Genomic DNA, 21,688 nt, shown 5'->3' with positions numbered 1-21,688 from the left:
TTTTTCCGGTCGCCTTTCCGGAAAAAGTGTGCGACACCGGTTTTCCCTCGAGGTCGCGAATGCCTCGTGCGACAACCGGTGTCGCACACCTTTTCCCTGGCGGGAAAAGATGTCCGACACCAGGGGCGAAAGCCTCAATCGTCGTGCTTTTCCGACGGCGTGCGCACCGGGTCCTTCAGCACATCCTGCACGTACAGCATCGACACCAGCACCGCCAGCACGGCGGTCAGCGGCGTGGCCAGCGCCACGCCGGCCATGCCGAACAGGGCGCCGAACAGCAGCTGCATCACGATGGTCAGCGCGGGCGGCAGCGACACCGTGCGTTTTTCGATGAGCGGCGACAGCAGGTAGCCTTCGGCGAGCTGGATCGCGCCGAACAGCAGCACCACGTACAGCGCTTGCTGGGGGCTGTCGGAGAAGGCGATCAACATGGCCGGCACGCCGGCCAGCAGCGGGCCGAGGTAGGGGATGAAATCGAGCAGGCCCGCGATCAGGCCGAGGATCAGGGCCAGCGGCACGCCGAGCAGCGCCAGGCCGCCGGCCGACAGGATCGTCACCAGCAGCATCGAGGCCGCCTTGCCCAGCAGCCAGCGCGACAGCGTGCGGCCCAGTTCATCCATCACCTCGCGGGCGCGCTGGCGCCGGGCGGGCGGGACGAGCGTGATCAGGCCGTTGATATAGACATGCGGCTGGGCGGCGAAATACACGCCGACGAACAGGATGATGACGACGTTGCCGAGCGCGCCCAGCAGCCCGGAGAAGAACAGCCCGGCGTTCGGCACCAGTTTCGCGAGCTGCTTCTGCATCTCCTCGGGTGACGGCACGCTGCCCATCAGGCGCTTGAGGAGCGGTTGCTGCTCCATTGCCTCGCGCAGGCGCTGCAGCGCCTCGGGCACGGCGGCGCCCAGCTTGTCGGCCTGTTCGCCGATCTGCGGAGCCATCAGCCAGCCGCCGGTGCCCAGCACGAGCAGCAGGGCCGTTACCACCAGGGCCAGCGCGGCGTTGCGGCCGACGTGCAGGCGCCGGTGCACGATGCCTGCCAGTTCGTACAGCAGGATCGCGAACAGGATGCAGGCGAACACCAGCAGCAGGGCATCGTAGGCATACCAGATCGCCGCCAGCGCCAGCACGGTGAGGATGCCGATGCCGTTGACGAGCGCCACGCGGCGCGTGAAGCGCCGTTCCCTCGATGGCCCGGCATCGGTCGCCGGCTGGTCCCTGTATTGTTCCAATCGCTACTCCTCCGTCAATAAGTAGGCCGCCATGTCGCGCGCATCGGCCGGCGTGACGCCGAGCGTGGGCATGGTGGTCTGCGGGTCGATCTCGTGCGGCACGCGGATCCAGCGCGCCAGGTTCTCGGCCGTGTTGGGCAGCATGCCGGCCACGTACTTGCGTTGCGCCAGCCCGGCGAGGGGCGGGCCGACGTAGGTGTCCGGTCCCGTCACGCCCGGAATGCGGTGGCACGACTGGCAGGCATACTGGGACAGCGCCATGCGGCCACGCTCGGGGTCCGCGTGCGCGGGAGCGTCGGGCGGGGCGGGCGGCGCGGCGGGAGCCGGGGTCCGCAGCAAGGCCTGGTAGCTGCCGCGCGTCTGCGTCGGGAACTGCCCGAGGAAGGCCACCAGGTCCCACAGCTCGTCCTCGCGCAGGTGGAAGTCCCAGGCCGGCATGCCGGCCATGCGAATGCCGTGCTTCGTGATCCAGTACAGTTCGCGCGGGTGCCAGCGGCGTGCCGCATCCACCAACGGGCCGGGCACCGGCTGCATGCTCTTGCCGACCGGCCCCTGCGCCACGCCGGGCCCGCCGTGGCACTGCACGCAGAACTGGTCGTACAAGCGGGCGCCGCGCAGTATCCGCGCATCGTCATCCAATGGCGGCGGCACGATATCGCGCGCGTGGAAGCGCACCGATTCGCGCATGCCCCGCTCGAGCAGCGTGTGCACCGGCTGGAAGTGCTGCTGCGTGGCGGCCACGTTGTACCAGCCGGCTTCCAGCACGATCCAGCCGCCCAGCGCGCCGGCGGCCGCCAGCGACAGGGTCGTGGCGAGCGCGGTCTTGACGATCAGGCGGAGCCGGTTGGATGGCATGGTCAGGGCGCGGCGCGGGGTGCGCACCGTTGAAAAAAATCCATGATGTGTTTGCTTTATTATATGGATTCCCCCGGTTTCTGCAGGAACAGTGCGTGCGCGAATCGAACCGATCCCACCTCTCCATGGCGGCGATACTCCTCTTTGCGGCCGGCCCGATGGCGGGCTGCGATGGCGAAACGATGCGCGCGCAGCGCGTGGCCGCCGGCGACCCGGCGCGCGGCAAGCAGTTGCTGATGCAGTTCCAGTGCGGCGCCTGTCATTCGATTCCCGGTGTGGAAGCGGCGCGCAGCACGGCCGGCCCGCCGCTCGACACGTTCGGCCGGCAAAGCTACGTGGCCGGCCGGTTGCCGAACCTGCCCGAGCCGCTGGTGCGCTGGATCGTCGATCCGCCCGCCGTCAAGCCCGGCACCCTGATGCCGAACCTGGGCGTATCGCCCGAGGATGCGCGCCACATGGCGGCTTACCTGTACACCTTGCGATGACCGCGGTGGCGACGACCGCGATGGGCGCGGCGCCGTTGCCGCGGCAATCCGCGCTCGCGCCGGCCGGTCCCGACGCGGCCATCATCGACCAGCTGGGCTGGACGATGACCATCGGCTCCCTCGTCATCCTCGCCGGCGTGATGGTGCTCGTGGCGCGCGCGCTGAGTGCCCGCCGCACTCTCCCCACGCGCGCCTGGATCGTCGGCGGCGGCCTGCTGTTCCCGCTCGCCGTGCTGACCGCGCTGCTGGCCTGGAGCCTGGCCAGCACGCGGGCACTGTCGCGCCCCTCGTCGCTGACGGAGCTGCGCGTGGCCGTCACGGCGAAGATGTGGTGGTGGGAAGTGCGCTACACCGATCCGGCCACCGGGCGCGACGTGGTGCTCGCCAACGAGATCCGCTTGCCGGTCGGCCGGCCCGTCTACCTGGCGCTCACCACGAGCGACGTGATCCATTCCTTCTGGGTGCCCGCGCTGGCCGGCAAGGTCGACATGGTGCCGGGGCGGGTGCATGGGCTGACGCTGCTGGCCGATCGCGCCGGTACCTGGCGCGGCCAGTGCGCCGAATTCTGCGGCACGCAGCACGCGAAGATGGCGCTGCACGTGGTGGCCCAGCCGCAGGCCGAGTTCGATGCATGGCTGGCCGCGCAGGCGCGCCAGGCCGCCGCGCCGGCCACCGCCGAGCTCGCGCGCGGCCGCCAGGCTTTCCTGGACCGCAAGTGCGCCGCCTGCCACACGGTGCGCGGCGTGGCCGAAGCGGGCAGCGAAGCGGCAACGGACGGCCCGGACCTCACGCACGTGGGCAGCCGCCTGTACCTCGCGGCCGGCACCCTGCCGACCCGGCAGGGCACGCTCGCGGGCTGGATCGCCGACCCGCACGCGATCAAGCCGGGCGTGCGCATGCCGGCCGCGACGGGACTGGAAGGCGCCGAGCTGCGCGCGCTGGCCGCCTGGCTGGAGTCGCTGAAATGACGCTGCCCAATTCCCTGCCGCGCCCGCCGGACGAATTGCAGCGGCTGGAAGACGTGTGGCGCACGCCGCGCGGCTGGCGCCTCCTCAGCTCCGTCAACAACACGACCATCGGCTTGCTGTACATCGGCACGTCGCTGCTGTTCTTCGTGCTGGCGGGCGTGCTGGGGCTGTTGATCCGCATGCAGCTGGCGGTGCCGGAAAACGACCTGCTGGGGCCGGGCACGTATAACCAGGTCTTCACGATGCATGGCACGGTGATGATGTTCCTGTTCGCGATTCCCGTGGTCGAAGCGGTGGCCGTGTACCTGCTGCCGGGCATGCTGGGCGCGCGCGACCTGCCATTCCCGCGGTTGTCCGCCTATGCCTACTGGGCCTATGCGTTCGGCGGGCTGGGATTCTTCTGCACGCTGTTCGTGGGCCTGGCGCCCGATGGCGGCTGGTTCATGTACCCGCCGCTGACCGGCAAGGCGTATTCGCCGGGCCTGAATGCCGATTTCTGGCTGCTGGGGATCGGCTTCATCGAGATTTCCGCCATCGCCGGCGCGATCGAGCTGATCGTCGGCATCCTGTTCACGCGGGCGCCGGGCATGACGCTGGCGCGCATGCCGGTCTACGCCTGGGCGATGCTGGTGGTGGGTATGATGATCGTGTTCGCCTTCCCGGCCGTCATTGCCGGCACCGCGCTGCTCGAGCTGGAGCGTGCCTGGGACTGGCCGTTCTTCATCGCCGAGCGGGGCGGCGACCCGATCCTGTGGCAGCACCTGTTCTGGTTCTTCGGCCACCCGGAGGTCTACATCATCTTCCTGCCGGCGGCCGGCATGGTGTCGACCATGATCCCCACGATCGCCGGCACGGCGCTGGTGGGCCGCCGCGCCGTCATCGCGGCGATGGTGGCGGTGGGTTTCTTCAGCTTCGGGCTGTGGGCGCACCATATGTTCACCACCGGCCTGGGGCACCTGGAAGCGGGCTTCGCGTCGGCCGCCAGCATGGCCGTGGCCGTGCCGACGGCGATCCAGGTATTCGCCTGGATCGGCACACTGTGGAAAGGCACATCGGAAAGGGGGAGGCTGAAGATCACGCCGCCCGCCCTGTTCATCCTGGGGTTCCTGTTCATCTTCGTGCTGGGCGGGCTGACGGGCGTCATGGTCGCCGTGGTGCCGTACGACTGGCAGGTCCACGACAGCTATTTCATCGTGGCGCATTTCCATTACGTGCTGATCGGCGGCATGGTGTTCCCGCTGTTCGCCGCCCTGTGCTACTGGCAGCCGCTCGTCAACGGCCACGCCGTGTCGGCGCGGGTGGCGCGCTGGTCGTTCGGCCTGATGTTCGGCGGCTTCAACGTCGCGTTCTTCCCCATGCATGTCAGCGGCCTGCTCGGCATGCCGCGCCGCGTGTACACGTATCCTTCCGGCCTGGGCTGGGAAACGCTGAACCTCGTGTCGACGCTGGGCGCCTTCGTGTTCGCCGCCGGCGTCGTGCTGTTCTTCGCCGCCATGGCGCGCGCGCTGACGAAGCCGGAGAAGGACCCCGGCAACCCCTGGAACGCCGGCACGCTGGAATGGCTGCCGTCCGAATGCTATGCCACCCGCAGTATCCCGCAGGTCGATTCGGCCGACCCGCTGTGGACCAACCCGGCGCTGATGCGCGAGGTGGAGGAGGGCGGCCACTGGTTGCCGGGCAGCGCGACGGGCAAGCGCGAAACGATCGTCACCACGCCGGTCAGCGCGCGGCTGCGCTATCTGCTCGTGCTGCCGACGGACGGCTGGATGCCGTTCCTGTCGGCGGCGGGCACGGCGGGCTTCTTCCTGCTGCTGACCGCCAAGCAGACGATGATCGCATGGGCCTGCGGCGTGCTGGCCATCGTCACGCTGCTTGCGTGGCTGTGGGAGCAGGATCGCCCGGCGCCATGCCGCACGGCGGCGGTGGGCGATGCGGTGGCGCTGCCGGTGGGCGCGACCGGCACGGCCAGCCACTCGTGGTGGGCCACCATCATCATGCTGGTCGTCGACGCGGGCGTGTTCCTGTCCTTCCTGTTCACCTACGTGCACGTGTCGATGCGGCTGGACGTTTGCCCGCCGCCCGGCGCGCGGCTGCCCGACGGATGGCTGCCGCTGCTCGCCGTCATCCTGCCTGCCGCCGGCGGCGGGCTGGTGGCCCTGGCCCGACGCCTGCCGTTGGAGCGTGCCCAGCGCCCCCTGCGCTGGCTGTTCGGCGCGGCCATGGTGCTGGCGGCGGGCGGCTTCGGCATGGAGCTGGCGGGCCAGCTGGCCAGCGGCCTGAATCCCAGGGCGCACGCGTGGAGCGCGGCGGTGGCCGCCATGGTGGCTTACCAGGGGATGCACGTGCTGCTGTGCCTGGCCAGCGGCCTCTACGTGATCGCCCGCTCATGGTGCCGGCACCTGACGCCGCGCAGCCGCGGCACGCTCGATAACACGGCGTTGATCTGGTACTACACGGTGGCGCAAGGCGCCGTCATGGCGCTGGCGGTGCATGTCTGGCCGCGGATGATGGGGTGAACATGGGCGACCGCTTCTGGAGCAGATCGTGGCAGGGCAGCGCGCCACTGGTGCTGTGGGCGGCGCATTTCTTCTTTTGCTACCTGGTCGCGGCGGCCGGCTGCCGCCCGTGGACGTGGGCCGTGCTGCTGGGCGCGACGGTCGTGGCGTCGGTGTTGGCCGGCTGGCTTGCGTGGACGGCATGCCACGGCAATGGGGCCCAGGGTGGCCTGCTCGGCGTGGCGCGGCGGTGGGGAGCGGTGCTGGCGTTCATCGCCATCGTCTGGGGTGGCTTGCCGCTGGTGGTGTTCGGGGCGTGCGCGTAGCAGACCAGCCTTCGTTTTGTCGCGCGTCGGCGGCGGATGCACTAACCCAAGTGCAAAGGCCGGGGTCGGACCCGTTGTGTCCGACCCCGGCCTTTGCACTTGGGTTTCGCTCGACGAGCCGGCGCTTTAGAACGAATACACCAGCGTCAGCGACGTCTGCGTATCCGTATTCTTCTTCTCGACCGGCACATTCGAATCGTTGCGCGCGCTGAACGCCGCCTTCATCTGCATCGTGCCGTTGATCTTGGTCGACAGTGCCGTTTCGGCCACGGAGTGCGTATTCGAGGTGCCGCGCTCCACGGCCAGCGTCTGCGTGAACAGGGCGCCGTCGCTGATCTGCCAGCGCATGTTGGCGGCGCCGCGCAGCGTCGGGCCGTTCTCTTCCTCGCCGGTCGCGCGCACGCCGGAGAAGTAGCCCGGGCCCAGCTCGACCTCGACGATCTTGTCCGGCGCCTGGAGCACGCGCTTGGCGCGGCCCACCGATAATGACGAGTAGCGCGAGTAGGCGCCGAAGCGGTCATCCACGTGCGAGCCCAGCACGAACAGGCGTTCGCCTTCATCCATCAGCTTGTAGGCGGCGCGGGCGGACAGGGCGAAGCGCTCGGCCGAGCGCACGTATTTCTTGTTGCCGTCGTTCGTCTGGGCCTGGTCTTCCTTGAAGAAGCCGGACAGGACGTACTGGTTGCTCCAGTCTTCCAGCTCCTGCCGGGCGTCGATCTTGCCGGTGACGGAGGTACCGTTGGTATTGCCGGAGGTGGTGATCGCGCCCAGTTCGGCGGATGTGTTCCAGGTGCGTTCTTCAATCGTATCGGCGCCGAACGCTGCGCCATGCCCGAAGGCCATCGCAAGGATGAGTACAGAGCGTAATGTCATTGGCTGTCTGTGGCTCGATAGGGTGGGTCGATAAGCGGTGGACCCGCATTGTACCCCACATCGCGGCGGGGCTCGACATGTGCAATTGTATTAATGCCATGGATGTTGCCCACCGTACGGAACGCGCCAGGCGAGGCTGCGACACTGGCCACTCCTTGAGGAGCCGTGATGAAACCCGAAGAACTCGTTACCGATCCCCCGCAGGCGGCGCGCGCGGCGGGGCTGCGCTATGTCAGCGACAGCAAGCCCGGCCTGGCCCGCATCGCTGCCGACGGCGGTTTCCGCTATGTCGACGCGGCCGGCGCTCCGGTCGACGACGAGGCAACGCTGGCCCGCATCAAGGCGCTGGCGATTCCGCCGGCATGGACCGATGTGTGGATCTGCCCGCAGCCGAATGGACACCTGCAGGCCACCGGTCGCGATGCGCGCGGGCGCAAGCAATACCGCTACCACGCGCGCTGGCGCAGCGTGCGCGACGAGGTGAAGTACGAGCGCATGATCGCCTTCGGCCAGGCCCTGCCCGGCATCCGCGCGGCGGTGGAGGCGGCCCTGAAACTGCCCGGGTTGCCGCGCGAGAAGGTGCTGGCCACGATCGTCTTCCTGCTCGAGCATACGATGATGCGCATCGGGAACGAGGAATATGCCAAGGAAAACAAGTCGTTCGGTTTGACGACATTGCGCAACCGCCACGTGCGCGTGGATGGCCGCGAGGTGGAATTCCGCTTCCGGGGCAAGAGCGGCGTATTTCACGACGTGAAGGTGGAAGACCGCCGGCTGGCGCGCATCATCGAGCGCATGCGCGACCTGCCGGGCCAGGAACTGTTCCAGTACGTGGACGACGACGGCACCACCCATGCGATCGGCTCGGCCGACGTGAACGAGTACCTGCGCACGATCACGGGCGAGGATTACACGGCGAAGGATTTCCGTACCTGGTCGGGCACCGTGCTCGCGGCGCTGGCGCTGCAGGAGTTCGAGAAATTCGATTCCGAGACGCAGGCCAAGAAAAACGTGGTACGGGCGATCGAGTCGGTCGCCAAGAAGCTGGGCAATACACCATCGGTGTGCCGCAAGTGCTACGTGCACCCGGCAGTGCTGGACGCGTACATGGACGGCGCCGAGCTGGCCGCGCTGCGCGCCCGTGCCGAGGAAGAGTTCACGAAGGACCTGCATGCGCTGCAGCCCGAAGAGGCGGCCGTGCTGGCCCTGCTGCAGGAACGGCTGGCCAAGGCCGAGCAGGCGGTGCGGGCGCCGAAGGGCAAGGGGCGGCGCGGGCCCGCGGGCAAGGGTGCGCGGGTGCTGGCGGCCGCGGCCTGAGCGGCGCCCGCGTCGGCATCACTCGGCCGCGGCGAACGCGCGTTTCAAGCCTTCGACGGCGAACTTGCGGGCATCGACGGCTTTCGGCACCACGGCGCCCATGCCGAAGAATTCGTGCGTCACGCCGTCGAACTGCCGGTAGTCGACCTTCACGCCATCCTTCTTCAGGCGCTCGGCATAGGCCTCGCCCTCGCTGGCCAGCGGATCGATCTCGGCCGTGATCACCGTGGCTGACGGCAAGCCCTGCAAGGTTTGCGCCTTTGCAGGCAGGGCGTACGGGTTCTGCGCGGCGCCGCCGTAGTGCTGGAAGAACCACTGCATCATCGCCTTGTTCAGCGGCTTTGCGTTGGCATTGCGCTGGTACGAAGGCGTGTTCGTGTCATTGTTGACGACCGGGTAGAGCAACAGCTGGTGCACGGGCGCCGGCACGTCCTTGTCGCGCGCCATCAGGGCGACCACCGCGGCCAGGTTGCCGCCGGCGCTTTCGCCGGCCACGGCCACGCGCTCCGCGTCGCCTTGCAGTTCGCCGGCATGTTCCAGCACCCAGCGGTAGGTGGCGAACGCATCCTCCGGCGCCGCCGGGAACCGGTGCTCGGGCGCCCGGCGGTAGTCCGGCGAGACGACCACCGCGCCCGCGCCGGCGGCGAGCGCCCGGATCGACGCTTCATAGGTCTTCGTATCGGCAAGCACGAAGCCGCCGCCATGGAAGTACACGACAACGGGGAACGGTCCCTTGCCGGGTGGCGTATAGACGAAGGCGGGGATGGCGCCCTGGGCGCCGGGCACCTTCACTTCCTTCACCGTCACGCCGTCCTTCGGCACGGCAATTTCCTCATCCTTGGCCAGCCGCGCGACCGCGTCGGCCGCCGTGGGTTGCCTGCGGGCCTCGGCGACGCCGAGCGTCTCGATCGGCTTGCCGTCCAGCGCCGCCAGGGCATCGAGCACCCGCTGCATGCGCGGCTCGGCTTTCGGCGGTTCGGCACTGTCGATGGCCAGGGCGGCGGTGGTGGCGATCAGGCTGGCGCAGGCCAGTGACACACTGTGCAACTTCATCGGTATCCCCCCGTTGTTGTGTTGGCCCGAGGTTCGCACATGCCGCCACGAGCGGTGCGTGCGGCACCTCACCGTGGCGGCGCGGCCGGCCGGGGCGCGTAACATTGTGCGTTCGGTATCTCACAAAGGAGAAGACCATGAACTCATCCTGTGGTGCCGCTTCGTAAGGTGACCCCGCCAAGCTGCGTGCCGCGAATGGGCAAGGACGGTTCCGACCCGCCCGTGCGGCGTACTCCTACGGTCCCGCACGCGCTCGCGTGACACAATCGGCGGACCAGTCATGAAAGGAGAACAGCATGAAGAGGAATCGGATGATGCACGGCGCCCTCGTGGCAGCGGCAATGCTGGCAGCCACGGCCGCGACCGCGCAGACCGTCACCACGCCGGCCGCCCCGGCTGCGGGCGGGCAGGTGAACACGGGCGTTAACACGGGCGTCAATACCGGCGTGAATACGGGTATCAACCCGGGCGCGAATCGCGGTACCGCGGGCGCCACAACGGGCGCCACAACGGGCGCGAACCGGGCGATGGCCCCCGCGCCTGTCAACGGGACGGTGGCGCCCGCGACCGGTACGGTCGGCACGCCCGGCGTCACCACGCCGCTGGGTACGATGAACAACGCGACCAGCGGTGCCACGCAATCGCAGGGGACCAACGGCTCGTCGGCGGCGACGACCGGCGCGCCCGGCACCCTCGGTACCGGCGTGGGCGCAACGGGCTCCGCCACCGGCACGACCGGCACCTATAACAGCGCCGCGCCGGCCGGCACGAACCGTTCCGCCACCACGCGCGGCGCCGCGGGCTCGCAGGCCGGCGGGACCACGTCAGGCGCGTCCGCCAGCGGTGCCACGGGCAGCGGCATGACGTCCGGCACGGGCCTGGGCACGAGCGCGACTGGCACCGGCCGCAGCGGCACGACGAGCGGCACGAGCGGTACCGCGACCGGCACCAGCGGCACGACCACCGGCACGAGCGGCACGAGCGGCACGACCACCGGCACGAGCGGCACCGCGACCGGCACTTCCGGCACTTCCGGCACTTCCGGCGCCAGCGGTACCGGCACGTCGGGTACCGCGACCACCAGCGGCACGACCCGGTGAGCGGTTCACGCGCCTGCGAAGTCCTGGTGATCGGCGGCGGGCCCGGCGGGCTGACGGCCGCCGTCTACCTGCGCCGCTTCCGGCGCGACGTCATGGTGGCCGACAAGGGTCACAGCCGGCTGTCGCTGATTCCGATCAGCCACAACTACCCGGGCTTCCCCGGCGGGGTGCCCGGCCGGGAACTGCTCGGACGCCTGCGCGCGCAGCTCGAGTGCTATGGCGGCGCGGTGGACGACCTCGAGATCACGGCGCTGGACAAGGAGGACGACGTCTTCGTTGCCCGCCACGAGGGCGGGGAAATTCGTACGCCCGTCGTGCTGCTCGCCACCGGAGTCGCCGATGCCGGCCTGCCCGTGGAGGGATGGGTCGATGCCGTGGCCGCCGGGGCGGTGCGCCTGTGCCCGGTGTGCGATGGCTACGACATCCTCGACAAACGGGTCGCCGTCGCCTCGCAGCCGCACAACCGCACCGGCCATGCGCTGTTCATGCGCACGTTTTCCTGCGACGTCACCCTGTTCGAGCGCGAAGCGGACAATCCGCTGACGGACGAGGAAGCGGAAAAGCTGCGCATTGCCGGCGTGCGCTACGTGGGCTCGCCATTGAAAGGGGTCACGCTGACGAACGCCATGGAACCGGTGCTGCACACCGAGGACGGCGAAGACCACTGCTTCGACGTGTTCTACCCGATGCTGGGAGAAAAGGCGCGCTCGGGCCTGGCGCAGGGGCTGGGCGCCAAATGCGGAGAGTGCGACAAGCTGATCGTGGACGACCACCAGCGCACGACGGTGCCCGGCCTGTATGCGATCGGCGACGTGGTGCTGGGCCTGAACCAGATCAGCGTGGCGATCGGGCAGGCGGCCGTGGCGGCGACCGCGATTCATAATGCGTTGCCGTGGCAGTTCAGGAAGCGCTCGTGATCTGAGCGGACAAACCCGGTAGTTGGCATGTGAACATTGGTGTCGCACACCTTTTTTTCAGGGAAAAAAAGGTGTGCGACACCGGTTCTCTCATGCGAGCCTGAAAAAAAACGGCGGCCTCGGCCGCCGTTTCACCGCACGGAACCGCGAACGGTTCCCGCTCCCACTTACTCTGCCTTCGCAGCCGGCTGGGCCGCTGCCGCGGCGACCGCGGGCGCCACCTGGTAGGCGGCGGCGCCGCCAATCACGCTTCCCACCTTCGGCGCGCTCGCCGTGATGGCGGTCGTGCGCAGCGGGTTCACGTTGGGCGCGGTCGGTGGCGTCGCGTCGTATGACATCTGCGAAGCCGTCAGCCGTTCGAACTTGCGGGCCGGCGTGGTGGACTCGATCAGGTCGCGCATGCGAGCGGCCGTGTTTTCCCACGAGGTCTTGGCGACCACGTCGCGCATCTTGCGCACCATCTCGGCGGTCTGCGCCTCGTCCTGGGCCAGCGCTGCTTCCACGTGGGCGACGAATTCCTCGGCCGTGTGGCCGATCGCCACCACGTGCGAGTAGGGCTGTTCCACGTCGCGGATCGGCGTCGAGACGATCGGCAGTTCGGCGGCCATGTATTCGAGCACCTTGGTCGGGCTGATGAACTTCGTGGCCTCGTTGATGGCGAACGGCATCAGGCAGACATCCCAGCCGGCCAGGAATTTCGGCAGGTCGTCGTAGCCGCGCTGGCCCATGTAATGGATGTTCGGGCGCTGCGGCAGGTGTGCCGGGTCGATCTTGACCACCGGGCCCACGAGCACGATCTGCCAGTCGGGATTGGCATCGGCGATCTTGGCCGTCAGTTCGGTATCGAAGCGCTCGTCGATCACGCCGTAGAAGCCCAGGCGCGGATGCGGGATATGGGCCTGGTCCGGGTGGCTGTCCTCGCGCTGCAAGGCGTGCGCGAAGTGCTGCGCGTCGACCGAGCTGGAGAAGCAGTGAGCGTTCGAATGACGGTTCTTCTTCGCCTCGTACAGGCTCGGGCCGCCGGTGAACACGAGGTCGGCGATATTGAGCAGGGCGGTTTCGCGCTGCAGCAGCTGGCGCGGCGGGTTCTTGAACGCCGACAGTTCATCCATGCAGTCGTACACGACGAGGCTGGCGTGCAGCTGCGGCAGCAGCGGCAGGGCCATCGGCGTGTAGAACCACACGATCGGATCCTCGCCTTCCGGCACCAGCTTGGCGACCATCGGCTGCACCAGGGGAATCTGGTCGTCGTGGAAGCCATGCTGCTGCACCGGCGTGTGCGGCTGGCACACGGTGATGTTGGGGGCGGGCTGCCAGGTCTTCATGAAACTCTCACCCTGGTGGTGAATCGGCTCTTCCACCAGCACGATCTTGTAATGTTTGGCCAGGCGGGTCAGCAGGTGCTGGGGACGCTGAAACACGAAGTCCCAACGCAGATGGCAGAACACGATAATGGTCGACATGGTTTCTCCCTTGCCCGTAACGGGTCGTTAATTGTGAGTCGTAAGTACAAAGCTTCAATGCGGCGCTTGCTGCTCGCCCGTCCCGGCGGGGACGGGGCCGCATAATTCAAACTGGTTCAGGCGGATCCTGCGCAACGAGTTGGACACTGCGCGTCGCCGCGCTGATCTTCTCGAACGGAATCTTCGGCGTGCGGTCCGCGTTCAGCAGGCCGTTCGCTTCCTGGTACGTGTCGGCGAACTGCGTGTAGCAGAAGCCGGAAAACATTTGAGTCTCGTTCACGACCTTCAGCAGAGCCGTGTAGTGCTCGTAGAAGGACTCGGCCGTCGTGGCCCGTGAGTAACCCCACGTGTCGATCTCCGGCGCGGACGTGTCGAAGGCGATGCCGCCGAACTCCGTCAACACGATCGGCTGCCCGCGGTGCGGGAACCCATCCAGCGTCAGGATGCGGCCGCCGGGGCGCCGCTGATCGAACAGCGTGCGGGCCGGGTCGCTGACCTCGTAGCGCGCCTTCAGGCGCTGCGGGTCACTGTCGTAATCGTGGATGCCGAGGATGTCGGTTGCGGAGGCTTCCCATCCATCGTTGCCGATCACGGGCCGCGTCGAGTCCATCATCCGCGTCATGTGATACAGCGCTTCCACGGCGTTCCGGTGCGCCTGCATCGACGTCAGATTCGGCACACCCCACGACTCGTTGAACGGCACCCAGACGATCACGCATGGGTGGCTGTAATCGCGCTCGATCGCTTCCTGCCATTCCTTGATCAGGCGCGTCATCGACTTCGGGCTGAACGAGTACGCGGACGGCATTTCTTCCCACACCATCAGCCCGAGCTTGTCCGCCCAGTAAAGATAGCGCGGATCCTCGATCTTCTGGTGCTTGCGCACGCCGTTGAAGCCCATCAGCTTGGCCAGCTCCACGTCGCGCTTCAAAGCCTCGTCGTTGGGAGCGGTAATGCCGCTGTCGGGCCAGTAGCCCTGGTCGAGCACCAGGCGCAGCGGGTAGGGGCGGCCATTCAGCATGAACCGGTCCCGGTTGATCGCCACCGAACGCAGTGCTGTGTATGATCGTACCGTTTCCAGCTCGATCCCGTCGCACCGCAGGGTGAGTTCCACGTCCAGCAGCGTGGGCCGTTCCGGGCTCCACAGCAATTCGTTGCGCGAATCGTCGATGCCGGGGTCGGAAATGGCGATCTTGCGATGCGCTTCCTGACCCATCAGCTTGTATTCGTCGTCGGCCAGCAGCACGTCGCCGTGCCACAGCTTCACTTCCACCGTCAGCTTCTCGCGGCGGTCGCCGGCGGCCTGGATGTCGCAGCCGATCTCGAAACCGTCGAAGTGCGGCGTCCATTTCACCTGCTTGAGGTAGGTGGCGGGCACCTGCTCGAGCCAGACGGTCTGCCAGATACCGGTGGTGCGCGGATACCAGATCGAGTGCGGCTCCAGCTGCCAGTCCTGCTTGCCGCGCGGCTTGGCCAGGTCATGCGGATCGTCCTCGGCGCGCAGCACGATCACCTGGCGCTCGCCTTCGACGAGGGCGTCGGTGATGTCCGCGTAGAACGATGTGTGGCCACCCTGGTGCGTGCACACCAGGCGGTCGTTGACCCATACCCTGGCTTCGTAGTCGACCGCGCCGAAATGCAGGATCGTGCGCTCGCCGCGGTTCTTCATGTCGAATTCCAGGCGGTACCAGACCACGGTATGGAAGCCGGTGTCGTGGATGCCGGACAGTTTCGTCTCGGGAGCGTACGGCACCTGGATCTGGTGCGTCCACTCGATGCCCTGGTCGGGGCGGCAGTAACGCCGCTCGTCGTCGTACGCGAACTGCCAGGTACCGTTCAGGTTCTGCCAGTTGTCCCGTACGAGCTGGGGTCGCGGATATTCGAAGTCACTCATCGGATCCTCTTTTCTTATGGTCTTGTGGCGGGGTGGATGCGGGAATGAGCAGCGTCGCGGCGGCGCCGGCCGCGTTGACCCTGGTGACAGCGCGCCGTCCCGCGGCAGCGGCCGTGCCGGTGCGGCACAGCGCCACGCAGGCCCCGCCGAAGCCGGCGCCCGTCAGGCGGGCGCCGGCTTCGGCGGGGTCCTTGCGCAGCAGTTCGGTCAATTCATCCAGCGCCGGGATCGACACTTCGTGGTCGTCGCGCAGGCTGGCGTGGGAATCGTTCATGGGCGCGCCGAAGCGGGCGGCGTCGATGTCGCCGCAGGCTTCCAGTACGCGGTTGTTTTCGGTGATCACGTGGCACGCGCGCTCCCGCAGGGGCACGGGCAGGGCCTCGGCGGCACGGAAGAATGCCTCGGGCGGGCGTGGATCGGTGGGGTAGTGGGACGACGCCGGCAGGCTCATGCTGCCTCCCGCAAGGCGGTGGACGCACCGCCCACGGGAACGGCGTTCCAGCGGCAAGTTTCTTGGCGGCGATCGTCCGGTGTGGTCATGTGACAGGTCTTCGTTCTCGTGGATCTCGAGTGGTAATCCTATCAAGTATTGACCTCGTTATAACGCAATTCCGCGCGGCAATAAACGAAATTTCCGACTCAGCAGTTCGTAACTTCTGGTCACTCTCCGGGGCAAGCCCGCGCCGCTATGAGGCGACACCGACCAGCGGTTACATTCGTGTAGGAGTAGTCCGGCACATGGCCTAGTGAGTAGCTGACATTACGAAAGCAATTTTTCGCAATGCCAGCCCCATGTGTCGGCAGGGTCAGGCGCCCAGCCAGGTGTACTTGAAGAGGAAGACGAGGGCGATGATCCACACGACCAGCTTGACTTCGCGCACGCGGCCCGTGAGCAGTTTCAGTGCGGCATAGGTGATGAAGCCGAAGGCGATACCGTGGGCGATCGAATAGGTGAACGGGATCATCAGCGCCGTGACGGCGGCGGGGATGCTCTCCGTCGTCTCGCCCCATTCCACGTCGGCAAGGTCGCGCAGCATCAGGCAGGACACGAACAGCAGCGCGGGCGCCGTGGCATACGCCGGCACCACGCCGGCCAGCGGCGAAATGAACAGGGCGGCCAGGAACAGCAGCGCCACCACGACGGCGGTCAGGCCTGTGCGGCCGCCGGCCTGCACGCCCGCCGCGCTCTCGACATAGGCCGTGGTGCTCGAGGTGCCCATCACGGAGCCGACCACGATGGCCGTGCTGTCGGCCATCAGGGCCTTGTTCAGGCGCTCCATCTTCCCTTCGACCAGGAGGCCGGCGCGCGCCGCCACGCCCATCAGCGTGCCGGTGGCGTCGAACAGCTCGACGAGGAAGAACACCAGCACCACGTTGAGGATGCCGGTGCCGAGCGCGCCGCCGATATCGAGCTGGCCGAAGGTGGGCGCCAGCGACGGCGGAGCCGAGAAGATGCCCTGGAAGGTGTTGCCGCCGAAGAAGAACGACAGCACGGTGACGACCACGATGCCGATCAGGATCGCGCCCTTCACGCGCAGCCGGTCCAGCGCCACGATCAGCAGGAAGCCGACGATGGCCATCAGCGCCGGCGCCTTGTGCAGGTCGCCCACGCTGACCATGGTGTCCTTGTTGCCGGTCACGATGCCCGCGCTCTTGAGCGCGATCAGGCCCAGGAACAGGCCGAGGCCCACCGTGATCGCCGTGCGCAGCGAGGCCGGAATGCCTTTCACGATCAATTCGCGCAGGCCGAAGATCGAAATGAGCAGGAACAGGCAGCCCGAAATGAACACGGCGCCCAGCGCGGTCTGCCAGGGCACGCCCATGCCGAGCACGACGGCGTAGGCGAAATACGCATTCAAGCCCATGCCGGGGGCCATGCCGATCGGGTAGTTGGCGTACAGGCCCATGATGAGCGTGCCGAGCGCGGCCGCCAGGCAGGTGGCGACGAACACGGCATCCTTCGGCACGCCGGCATCGCCCAGGATCGCCGGGTTGACGAAGATGATGTAGGCCATCGTCAGGAAGGTCGTCACCCCGGCGACGACCTCGGTGCGCACGTCCGTGCCGGCTTCCCTCAGTTTGAATAGTTTCTCGGCAATCGACACGGCCGTCCCTCCCCAGGTGTTGTGTTCATTGTTGTGCTATCCGCAGGAAGCATACCATTCGCTTCCAATCGTGAAGTCATTTACGAAACGTTATAGCAATAAGTGTTGCGGGAGTATAATCGATCGCGTTTTTGGTGATCTATTTCAACTTCACGCACCCGGCGGCGCTGGCGCGGGTTGAGCGTAGCACGCCGGGCCGTTCTGGCGAGCCCGGCGTGTACCCGCTCTAGTCGAGCCCGAGCGCGCGGGCAATGTCCTCCCACGCCACGAGCTTGAAGTTCTGCGGGCCATCGGGCATGCGCTTGTAGCCATCCTGCACGACCAGCATGCCGCGCGCATAGGGCCCGCCCAGGTCGGCCGACGTCACTTCCAGGCCGTCGGTCTCGGACGCGCCATCGATGCCGGCCGCCGTGTCGACACCGATCCGGAACGCGCCGCGCACGCGGTGGGGCGGGGCGGCGTCGAGCACCACGTAGCTGTCGTCACCCTGGCTGGAGACGACCACATAGCTGCGTGCTGCGCCACGGTACACGGCGACACCCTCGACATCGGCCTTCAGCACGCCGCCGACGGGCAGCGCCATGGCCAGGCGCGGTTCGGCGGCCGCGTCGGTGCTCGTCACCCACAGGCCGCGCTTTTCCTCGCCGACGAACAGTTGGCCGCTGGCTTCGTCCGCCACGCAGCCTTCCGGCTGGCTGGCGGTGCGGAAGCGGCGCACGACCTGCGCCGTGAACTTGCCGCCGGCACGGCCGATGCGGTAGTGCAGGTAGCGGCCATCCTTGTCGTTGACGAAGGCATCGAGGCCGCCGCCCGCCGGCCGGTGGACACACGCGCCGTAGATCTCGGCCAGTTCGGTCGGCAGGCGCGCGGCCTCGGCCACCGTGCCGTCGGGGGCGATGGTGAACAGTACCATCGCGTTCTCGTCGCGCTGCGTGGCCAGCGCCAGGTCGAACCGTTCCGCACCGAACGCCACATCCTGGCGCACATCGACGTTATTCAGGCGGCCAGCCTCCAGCAATTGCTGCTGCCGTCCCCGCAGGTCGTACACCAGCAAGCCCTGCTTCTTGTTCGTGCCCAGTACCCGGGAGGCCGTCGGATCGGTCGGGTGCAGCCAGATGGCCGGGTCATCGGCGGCATCCCCGGCGCGCGCCACCGGTTCGGTCTGGGCACGCGGCACCACGATGGGCAGCGGCGCGGCGCGCGCCGGCGCCTTGAGGGCGAGGGAGACGACGCGCCAGTCCTTGCCGCCGCGCGCCAGCAACCGGCCGCTGCCGTCGGTGGCCAGCTGCCCGACCCCCTCCGCGGCGACCGCGACGGCGCGCCACGTGTCGCCCGACAGGCGCCACGCGTGCAGCGTGTCCTTGCCATCGGCAGCCGCGACGCCGCCCGGCACGACAGCCAGCGCGCCGGCGCCGCCGGACAACTTGCCGAACGGCGGCGCCAGCGCGACCGCCCGGCGTGCCGGCGCGCCTTCGGCATCGGCCCGGTAGGCCCACACACCCATGCCTTCCTCGGCCACGTACAAGGTGCCGGCGGCATCGTCGACGCGGCAGGCTTCCACATGCGGCGGCAAGGCCAGCCGGCGTACGCGGCGCGGCGCCTCGCCGTCGAGCAGCCATTGCTCGGCCTGGCCGTCCTTGCCGACCAGGAAAGCGTAGGTCAGCCGCTGTGCATCGCGATACAGGCAGGCGGCCTCGATGCCGTAGCCCGTGTCCGGCAGCGGGGGCAGGGCGGCGAGGGTGCCGGCGCGGGCATCCACGCGCAGCGGGATCACCCGCTCGGCATTGGCGTCGGTGACGATGGCGAGCGCGCCCGCTTCCGCACCGGCGCGCGCGTCGAGCTGGCGGCCCCGCACGGCCAGCCGCGCCCGTTCGGTACCGGCGGCGTCGACGAGGCGCACGGCGTCCTTGTCCATTGCCAGCCAGCCGTCCGGCAGGGCGGCCAGGCCGCGGGCCTGCGCCAGCGCCGGCGGGAGGGGCTGGGCATGCGCCGCCAGCACGGCGGCCAGCAGCGGAATCGACATCAGGGTCTTCATCGGAACAGGCTCGCTTTCAGGCCGATCTTGTAGGTGCGGCCGTATTGTTCGTACTGGACGTTGTGCGCCTTCACGCCCTGGTACACATAGTATTTTTCGTTATTCAGGTTGCTGGCCTCGAACGACAGCTGCCAGCGGCGGTCGATCTGCCACGACAGCGAGAAGTCGACCTGCGTCTGGCTGTCGACGATGCGGTCGCCGCGTGCGTCGAGCACGTCGTCGCCCAGCTCGAGCAGGTAGGGCGACTTGTGGTTGACGGCCAGGCGCGTGCTGACCGGCCCCACCTCGTAGCCGATCATCGCATTGGCCATGCGGCTCGACTGGCCCGGCAGGCGGATCGAGCGGCCCCGGCGGCTGCCGGCCTCCTCGTCGAAGCTGTCGATCGCGGCGCGCGAGTGCGTGAAGGCCGCGTTGACGCCGACCAGCAGGCCGTTGAACGGCGCGGGCAGCATGCGCAAGGGCTGCTGCCAGGCCAGCTCGATGCCCCGCACCCTGGCCGAATCGCCGTTGGCATACGAGGTCGCGGTCGTATAGCCGGCCCAGCGGCCGCTGCCCGCCAGGTTGGTCGCGTACGTGAAATTGGCGATGTCCTTGTAGAACAGGTAGGCCGACATCGTGCCGTCGCTGCCCAGCACGCGCTCGATGCCCAGGTCGAGGTTATGCGATTTCAGCGGCGCCAGCTCCGGGTTGCCGATGGTGGCCTCGGTGGCGCTGTCCAGGCTGATGCCGGGTGCCAGCTGGCTGAAGTTGGCGCGCACCACCGAATTGGTCCACGCGGCCCGCACGCTGGTGGCGCGATCGAGGTCGTAGCGGGCCTGCAGCGTCGGCAGCCAGTTCGTGTAGGCACGCCCGGCGCGGCGCGCGGTGATCGATTCGCCGTCGTCTTCCAGTACTTCGATCTGCCGGCCGGCCGCCTCGAAGCGGGTGCGCTCGGCGCGCACGCCGGCCAGCAGCGACCAGGCGCCCCGGGCGAGCGTGCCCTGCACGTAGGCGGCGTCGATATCCTCGCTCATCGCGAAATCGTCGAGCGCCGATTCCGCCGCCAGTTGCGCGCCGGCCCGCGGCAGGCCCGCGACCCGCGCGCGCACCAGGGCCGGGTCGAGTGCCGCGCCGATCGACCCGAACGCGTAATCGATCTGCCCAGCGCCGACGAAGGCGTTCATCGACCGCGACCCTGCACCCCACCAGTTGGCGCTGGTGGCACGGTTGCTGTCGTAGGTCCACTGGTTGGTGTCGTTGTCCTTGTCGCGGCGGCTCGCCTTGGCGCCGAATTTCACGGCATAGCCATCGTCGAACTGGCGCGTCAGGTCCAGCCGCAGGGCCTTGGCGCGATCTTCCGCATGACTTTGCTGCAGCGTGATGGCGTTCAGGTTGTAGCTGGCAGGGTCGAATGCGGCTGCCGGTGCGACGAGCCGCGGCGCCATCGTGTTCGTGAAACCGACGCCGGCGAAGCTGGCGCGAAAGCGCGCATCGTTGATCGACTCGGGCGCGTCGTCGGTGGCGCGGCTGGCCGTCGCCTCGGCCTGGACGCGCCACTCGCCCAGCCGCCGGTCGGCGCTGGCCGTCAGCGAGCGGATCTCCTGCGTGTATTTGCGCTGGCGCAGGCGCCGTTCCAGCCGCGCCCTGTCGGTCTCGCCCTCTGCCAGGTCGTCGCCGTCGATATTGCCGACGGTGAGGCGGTCGCGCACTTCGTCATCGGAGAAGCGGCTCACGAAAGCGCGCAGCGCGTAGCTGGAAGAGGCATCGGGCCGCCAGTCCAGGTTGAGGGCGGCCGCACGGCGTTCGCGCACCGGCAGGTAATCGCGCAGCTCGAACCCCTCCAGGCGGTCGCCGCTCCAGGCACCTCCCGTTTCCACATTGTCGGAGCCGAACTTGCGCTTTTCGCCGGACAGGCCGGCCGCCACGCCCAGCGTGCCGCCGGCAATGCGCTGCGCCCACAGCAGATTGCCGTTCGGGCTGTTGCGGCCGGTGTTCGTATCGTGGCTGGCGCCGACGCCGAGCGTGAGCATCGACCCGGGCAGGTCGAAGGCGGACAGCGTCTTGACCGTTACGGTGCCGCCCAGCGAGTTCGCGTCCTGGTCCGGCGTCAGCGTCTTCGAGACTTCCAGCGTGCGGATCAGCCCGGCCGGCAGCACGTCGAGCGCCACGGCGCGCGTGCCCGACTCGGGCGAGGGCACCTGCGCCCCGTTGATCGTCACGGCATTCAATTCCGGGCCCAGGCCGCGCACCGCCACATAGCGGCCTTCGCCCTGGTCGCGCTGCACGGCCACGCCGGGCAGGCGGGCCAGGGCTTCGGCCGCGTTCTTGTCGGGCAGGCCGCCGATGCCATCGCTGGAGACGACGCTGACGATATTGTCGGCCCTTTCCTGCGCCGCGATGGCGTTGGCGAGGCTGACGCGCTGGCCGGCGATGACGACCGTGGGGTCGCCAGCGGCCTGGACTCCCGTGGCGGCCAGCAGGCCGAGGGCGGGGATGGCAAGGTGTCGCATGCTTGTTCTTCGGTTGGTTGACGATGGGGGCGGATTCTAGGCAGCCCATATGACCGATCGGTGACAGCTTTCGCGCCCCGG

Annotated in this window: 17 protein-coding genes; 7 read left to right on the top strand and 10 right to left on the bottom strand. The window is 68.3% G+C overall.

Going from position 1 to position 21,688, the window contains the following annotated elements:
* Positions 1-134: 134 nt before the first annotated feature.
* Entirely contained in the window at positions 135-1,232 is a 1,098-nt protein-coding gene (locus tag V6Z91_RS24460) for an AI-2E family transporter (RefSeq protein ID WP_338762379.1), read from the bottom strand.
* Positions 1,233-1,235: 3 nt separating this feature from the next.
* Positions 1,236-2,087: a c-type cytochrome gene (locus V6Z91_RS24455; protein ID WP_338762377.1), complete on the bottom strand. Its 852-nt coding sequence runs from the start codon at positions 2,085-2,087 to the stop codon at positions 1,236-1,238.
* Positions 2,088-2,182: 95 nt separating this feature from the next.
* Between V6Z91_RS24455 and V6Z91_RS24450 the strand changes: the two genes are divergently transcribed.
* Genes V6Z91_RS24450 through V6Z91_RS24435 form a run of 4 tightly spaced genes read left to right on the top strand, consistent with a single transcriptional unit; the run spans position 2,183 to position 6,361 of the window.
* A complete protein-coding gene (locus V6Z91_RS24450) occupies positions 2,183-2,572 on the top strand; it encodes a c-type cytochrome (RefSeq protein WP_338762374.1) in 390 nt (129 codons plus the stop codon).
* Positions 2,573-2,577: 5 nt separating this feature from the next.
* The gene (locus V6Z91_RS24445; RefSeq protein WP_338762371.1) at positions 2,578-3,540 is read left to right on the top strand and encodes a c-type cytochrome; all 963 of its coding nucleotides are present in this window, start codon (positions 2,578-2,580) and stop codon (positions 3,538-3,540) included.
* Positions 3,537-6,056 carry a cbb3-type cytochrome c oxidase subunit I gene (locus tag V6Z91_RS24440; protein WP_338762369.1) on the top strand — a complete coding sequence of 840 codons (2,520 nt, stop codon included), beginning with the start codon at positions 3,537-3,539 and terminating at the stop codon, positions 6,054-6,056. The genes V6Z91_RS24445 and V6Z91_RS24440 overlap by 4 nt, the downstream gene beginning before the upstream one ends.
* Positions 6,057-6,058: 2 nt before the next feature.
* On the top strand, positions 6,059-6,361 hold the full coding sequence (locus tag V6Z91_RS24435) for a hypothetical protein (protein WP_338762367.1): 303 nt from the start codon (positions 6,059-6,061) through the stop codon (positions 6,359-6,361).
* Between the two features lie 126 nt (positions 6,362-6,487).
* On the opposite strand, the gene V6Z91_RS24430 is transcribed toward V6Z91_RS24435, so the two are convergent.
* Positions 6,488-7,234 (bottom strand): DUF481 domain-containing protein, encoded by a 747-nt coding sequence (locus V6Z91_RS24430; RefSeq protein WP_338762365.1) that lies wholly within the window; start codon positions 7,232-7,234, stop codon positions 6,488-6,490.
* 168 nt (positions 7,235-7,402) lie between these two features.
* On the opposite strand from V6Z91_RS24430, the gene V6Z91_RS24425 reads away from it, so the two are divergent.
* Positions 7,403-8,551: a DNA topoisomerase IB gene (locus V6Z91_RS24425; RefSeq protein WP_338762364.1), complete on the top strand. Its 1,149-nt coding sequence runs from the start codon at positions 7,403-7,405 to the stop codon at positions 8,549-8,551.
* Between the two features lie 18 nt (positions 8,552-8,569).
* Here V6Z91_RS24425 and V6Z91_RS24420 read toward each other — a convergent pair whose 3' ends face one another.
* Positions 8,570-9,604 carry an alpha/beta hydrolase gene (locus V6Z91_RS24420; protein WP_338762361.1) on the bottom strand — a complete coding sequence of 345 codons (1,035 nt, stop codon included), beginning with the start codon at positions 9,602-9,604 and terminating at the stop codon, positions 8,570-8,572.
* A gap of 296 nt (positions 9,605-9,900) precedes the next feature.
* Between V6Z91_RS24420 and V6Z91_RS24415 the strand changes: the two genes are divergently transcribed.
* On the top strand, positions 9,901-10,704 hold the full coding sequence (locus tag V6Z91_RS24415; protein WP_338762358.1) for a hypothetical protein: 804 nt from the start codon (positions 9,901-9,903) through the stop codon (positions 10,702-10,704).
* Positions 10,701-11,621, top strand: coding sequence for an NAD(P)/FAD-dependent oxidoreductase (locus V6Z91_RS24410; RefSeq protein WP_338762355.1), 921 nt, complete (start codon positions 10,701-10,703; stop codon positions 11,619-11,621). Before V6Z91_RS24415 ends, V6Z91_RS24410 begins: the two co-directional genes overlap by 4 nt.
* A 167-nt stretch (positions 11,622-11,788) precedes the next feature.
* On the opposite strand, the gene V6Z91_RS24405 is transcribed toward V6Z91_RS24410, so the two are convergent.
* From V6Z91_RS24405 to V6Z91_RS24380, 6 genes are all read right to left on the bottom strand, one after another.
* On the bottom strand, positions 11,789-13,084 hold the full coding sequence (locus V6Z91_RS24405; protein ID WP_338762352.1) for a glycosyltransferase: 1,296 nt from the start codon (positions 13,082-13,084) through the stop codon (positions 11,789-11,791).
* Positions 13,085-13,190: 106 nt separating this feature from the next.
* Complete coding sequence (locus V6Z91_RS24400) at positions 13,191-14,978, bottom strand: glycoside hydrolase family 2 TIM barrel-domain containing protein (protein WP_338762349.1); 1,788 nt, start codon at positions 14,976-14,978, stop codon at positions 13,191-13,193.
* Positions 14,971-15,429 (bottom strand): hypothetical protein, encoded by a 459-nt coding sequence (locus V6Z91_RS24395; protein ID WP_338762347.1) that lies wholly within the window; start codon positions 15,427-15,429, stop codon positions 14,971-14,973. The genes V6Z91_RS24400 and V6Z91_RS24395 overlap by 8 nt, the downstream gene beginning before the upstream one ends.
* A 355-nt stretch (positions 15,430-15,784) precedes the next feature.
* Positions 15,785-17,083 carry an NCS2 family permease gene (locus V6Z91_RS24390; RefSeq protein ID WP_338762345.1) on the bottom strand — a complete coding sequence of 433 codons (1,299 nt, stop codon included), beginning with the start codon at positions 17,081-17,083 and terminating at the stop codon, positions 15,785-15,787.
* Positions 17,084-17,309: 226 nt separating this feature from the next.
* Positions 17,310-19,118, bottom strand: a complete 1,809-nt coding sequence (locus V6Z91_RS24385) for a phytase (RefSeq protein ID WP_338762342.1) — start codon at positions 19,116-19,118, stop codon at positions 17,310-17,312.
* Positions 19,115-21,607, bottom strand: a complete 2,493-nt coding sequence (locus tag V6Z91_RS24380) for a TonB-dependent receptor (RefSeq protein ID WP_338762339.1) — start codon at positions 21,605-21,607, stop codon at positions 19,115-19,117. The genes V6Z91_RS24385 and V6Z91_RS24380 overlap by 4 nt, the downstream gene beginning before the upstream one ends.
* Between the last annotated feature and the right edge of the window lie 81 nt (positions 21,608-21,688).

The organism is Massilia sp. METH4 (assembly GCF_037094685.1).
In the GTDB taxonomy this organism is placed as follows: Bacteria; Pseudomonadota; Gammaproteobacteria; order Burkholderiales; family Burkholderiaceae_D; genus Rugamonas.
Note: the sequence above shows the minus strand (reverse complement) of the source record. Positions and strands in the feature narration are given on the sequence as shown.

What these genes read in the sequence shown, in the direction of transcription:
- V6Z91_RS24455 (WP_338762377.1), bottom strand. Translation starts at nt 2,087, where the DNA reads ATGCCATCCAACCGGCTCCGCCTGATCGTCAAGACCGCGCTCGCCACG.
- V6Z91_RS24440 (WP_338762369.1), top strand. Translation starts at nt 3,537, where the DNA reads ATGACGCTGCCCAATTCCCTGCCGCGCCCGCCGGACGAATTGCAGCGG.
- V6Z91_RS24435 (WP_338762367.1), top strand. Translation starts at nt 6,059, where the DNA reads ATGGGCGACCGCTTCTGGAGCAGATCGTGGCAGGGCAGCGCGCCACTG.
- V6Z91_RS24430 (WP_338762365.1), bottom strand. Translation starts at nt 7,234, where the DNA reads ATGACATTACGCTCTGTACTCATCCTTGCGATGGCCTTCGGGCATGGC.
- V6Z91_RS24425 (WP_338762364.1), top strand. Translation starts at nt 7,403, where the DNA reads ATGAAACCCGAAGAACTCGTTACCGATCCCCCGCAGGCGGCGCGCGCG.
- V6Z91_RS24420 (WP_338762361.1), bottom strand. Translation starts at nt 9,604, where the DNA reads ATGAAGTTGCACAGTGTGTCACTGGCCTGCGCCAGCCTGATCGCCACC.
- V6Z91_RS24415 (WP_338762358.1), top strand. Translation starts at nt 9,901, where the DNA reads ATGAAGAGGAATCGGATGATGCACGGCGCCCTCGTGGCAGCGGCAATG.
- V6Z91_RS24405 (WP_338762352.1), bottom strand. Translation starts at nt 13,084, where the DNA reads ATGTCGACCATTATCGTGTTCTGCCATCTGCGTTGGGACTTCGTGTTT.
- V6Z91_RS24400 (WP_338762349.1), bottom strand. Translation starts at nt 14,978, where the DNA reads ATGAGTGACTTCGAATATCCGCGACCCCAGCTCGTACGGGACAACTGG.
- V6Z91_RS24395 (WP_338762347.1), bottom strand. Translation starts at nt 15,429, where the DNA reads ATGAGCCTGCCGGCGTCGTCCCACTACCCCACCGATCCACGCCCGCCC.
- V6Z91_RS24385 (WP_338762342.1), bottom strand. Translation starts at nt 19,118, where the DNA reads ATGAAGACCCTGATGTCGATTCCGCTGCTGGCCGCCGTGCTGGCGGCG.
- V6Z91_RS24380 (WP_338762339.1), bottom strand. Translation starts at nt 21,607, where the DNA reads ATGCGACACCTTGCCATCCCCGCCCTCGGCCTGCTGGCCGCCACGGGA.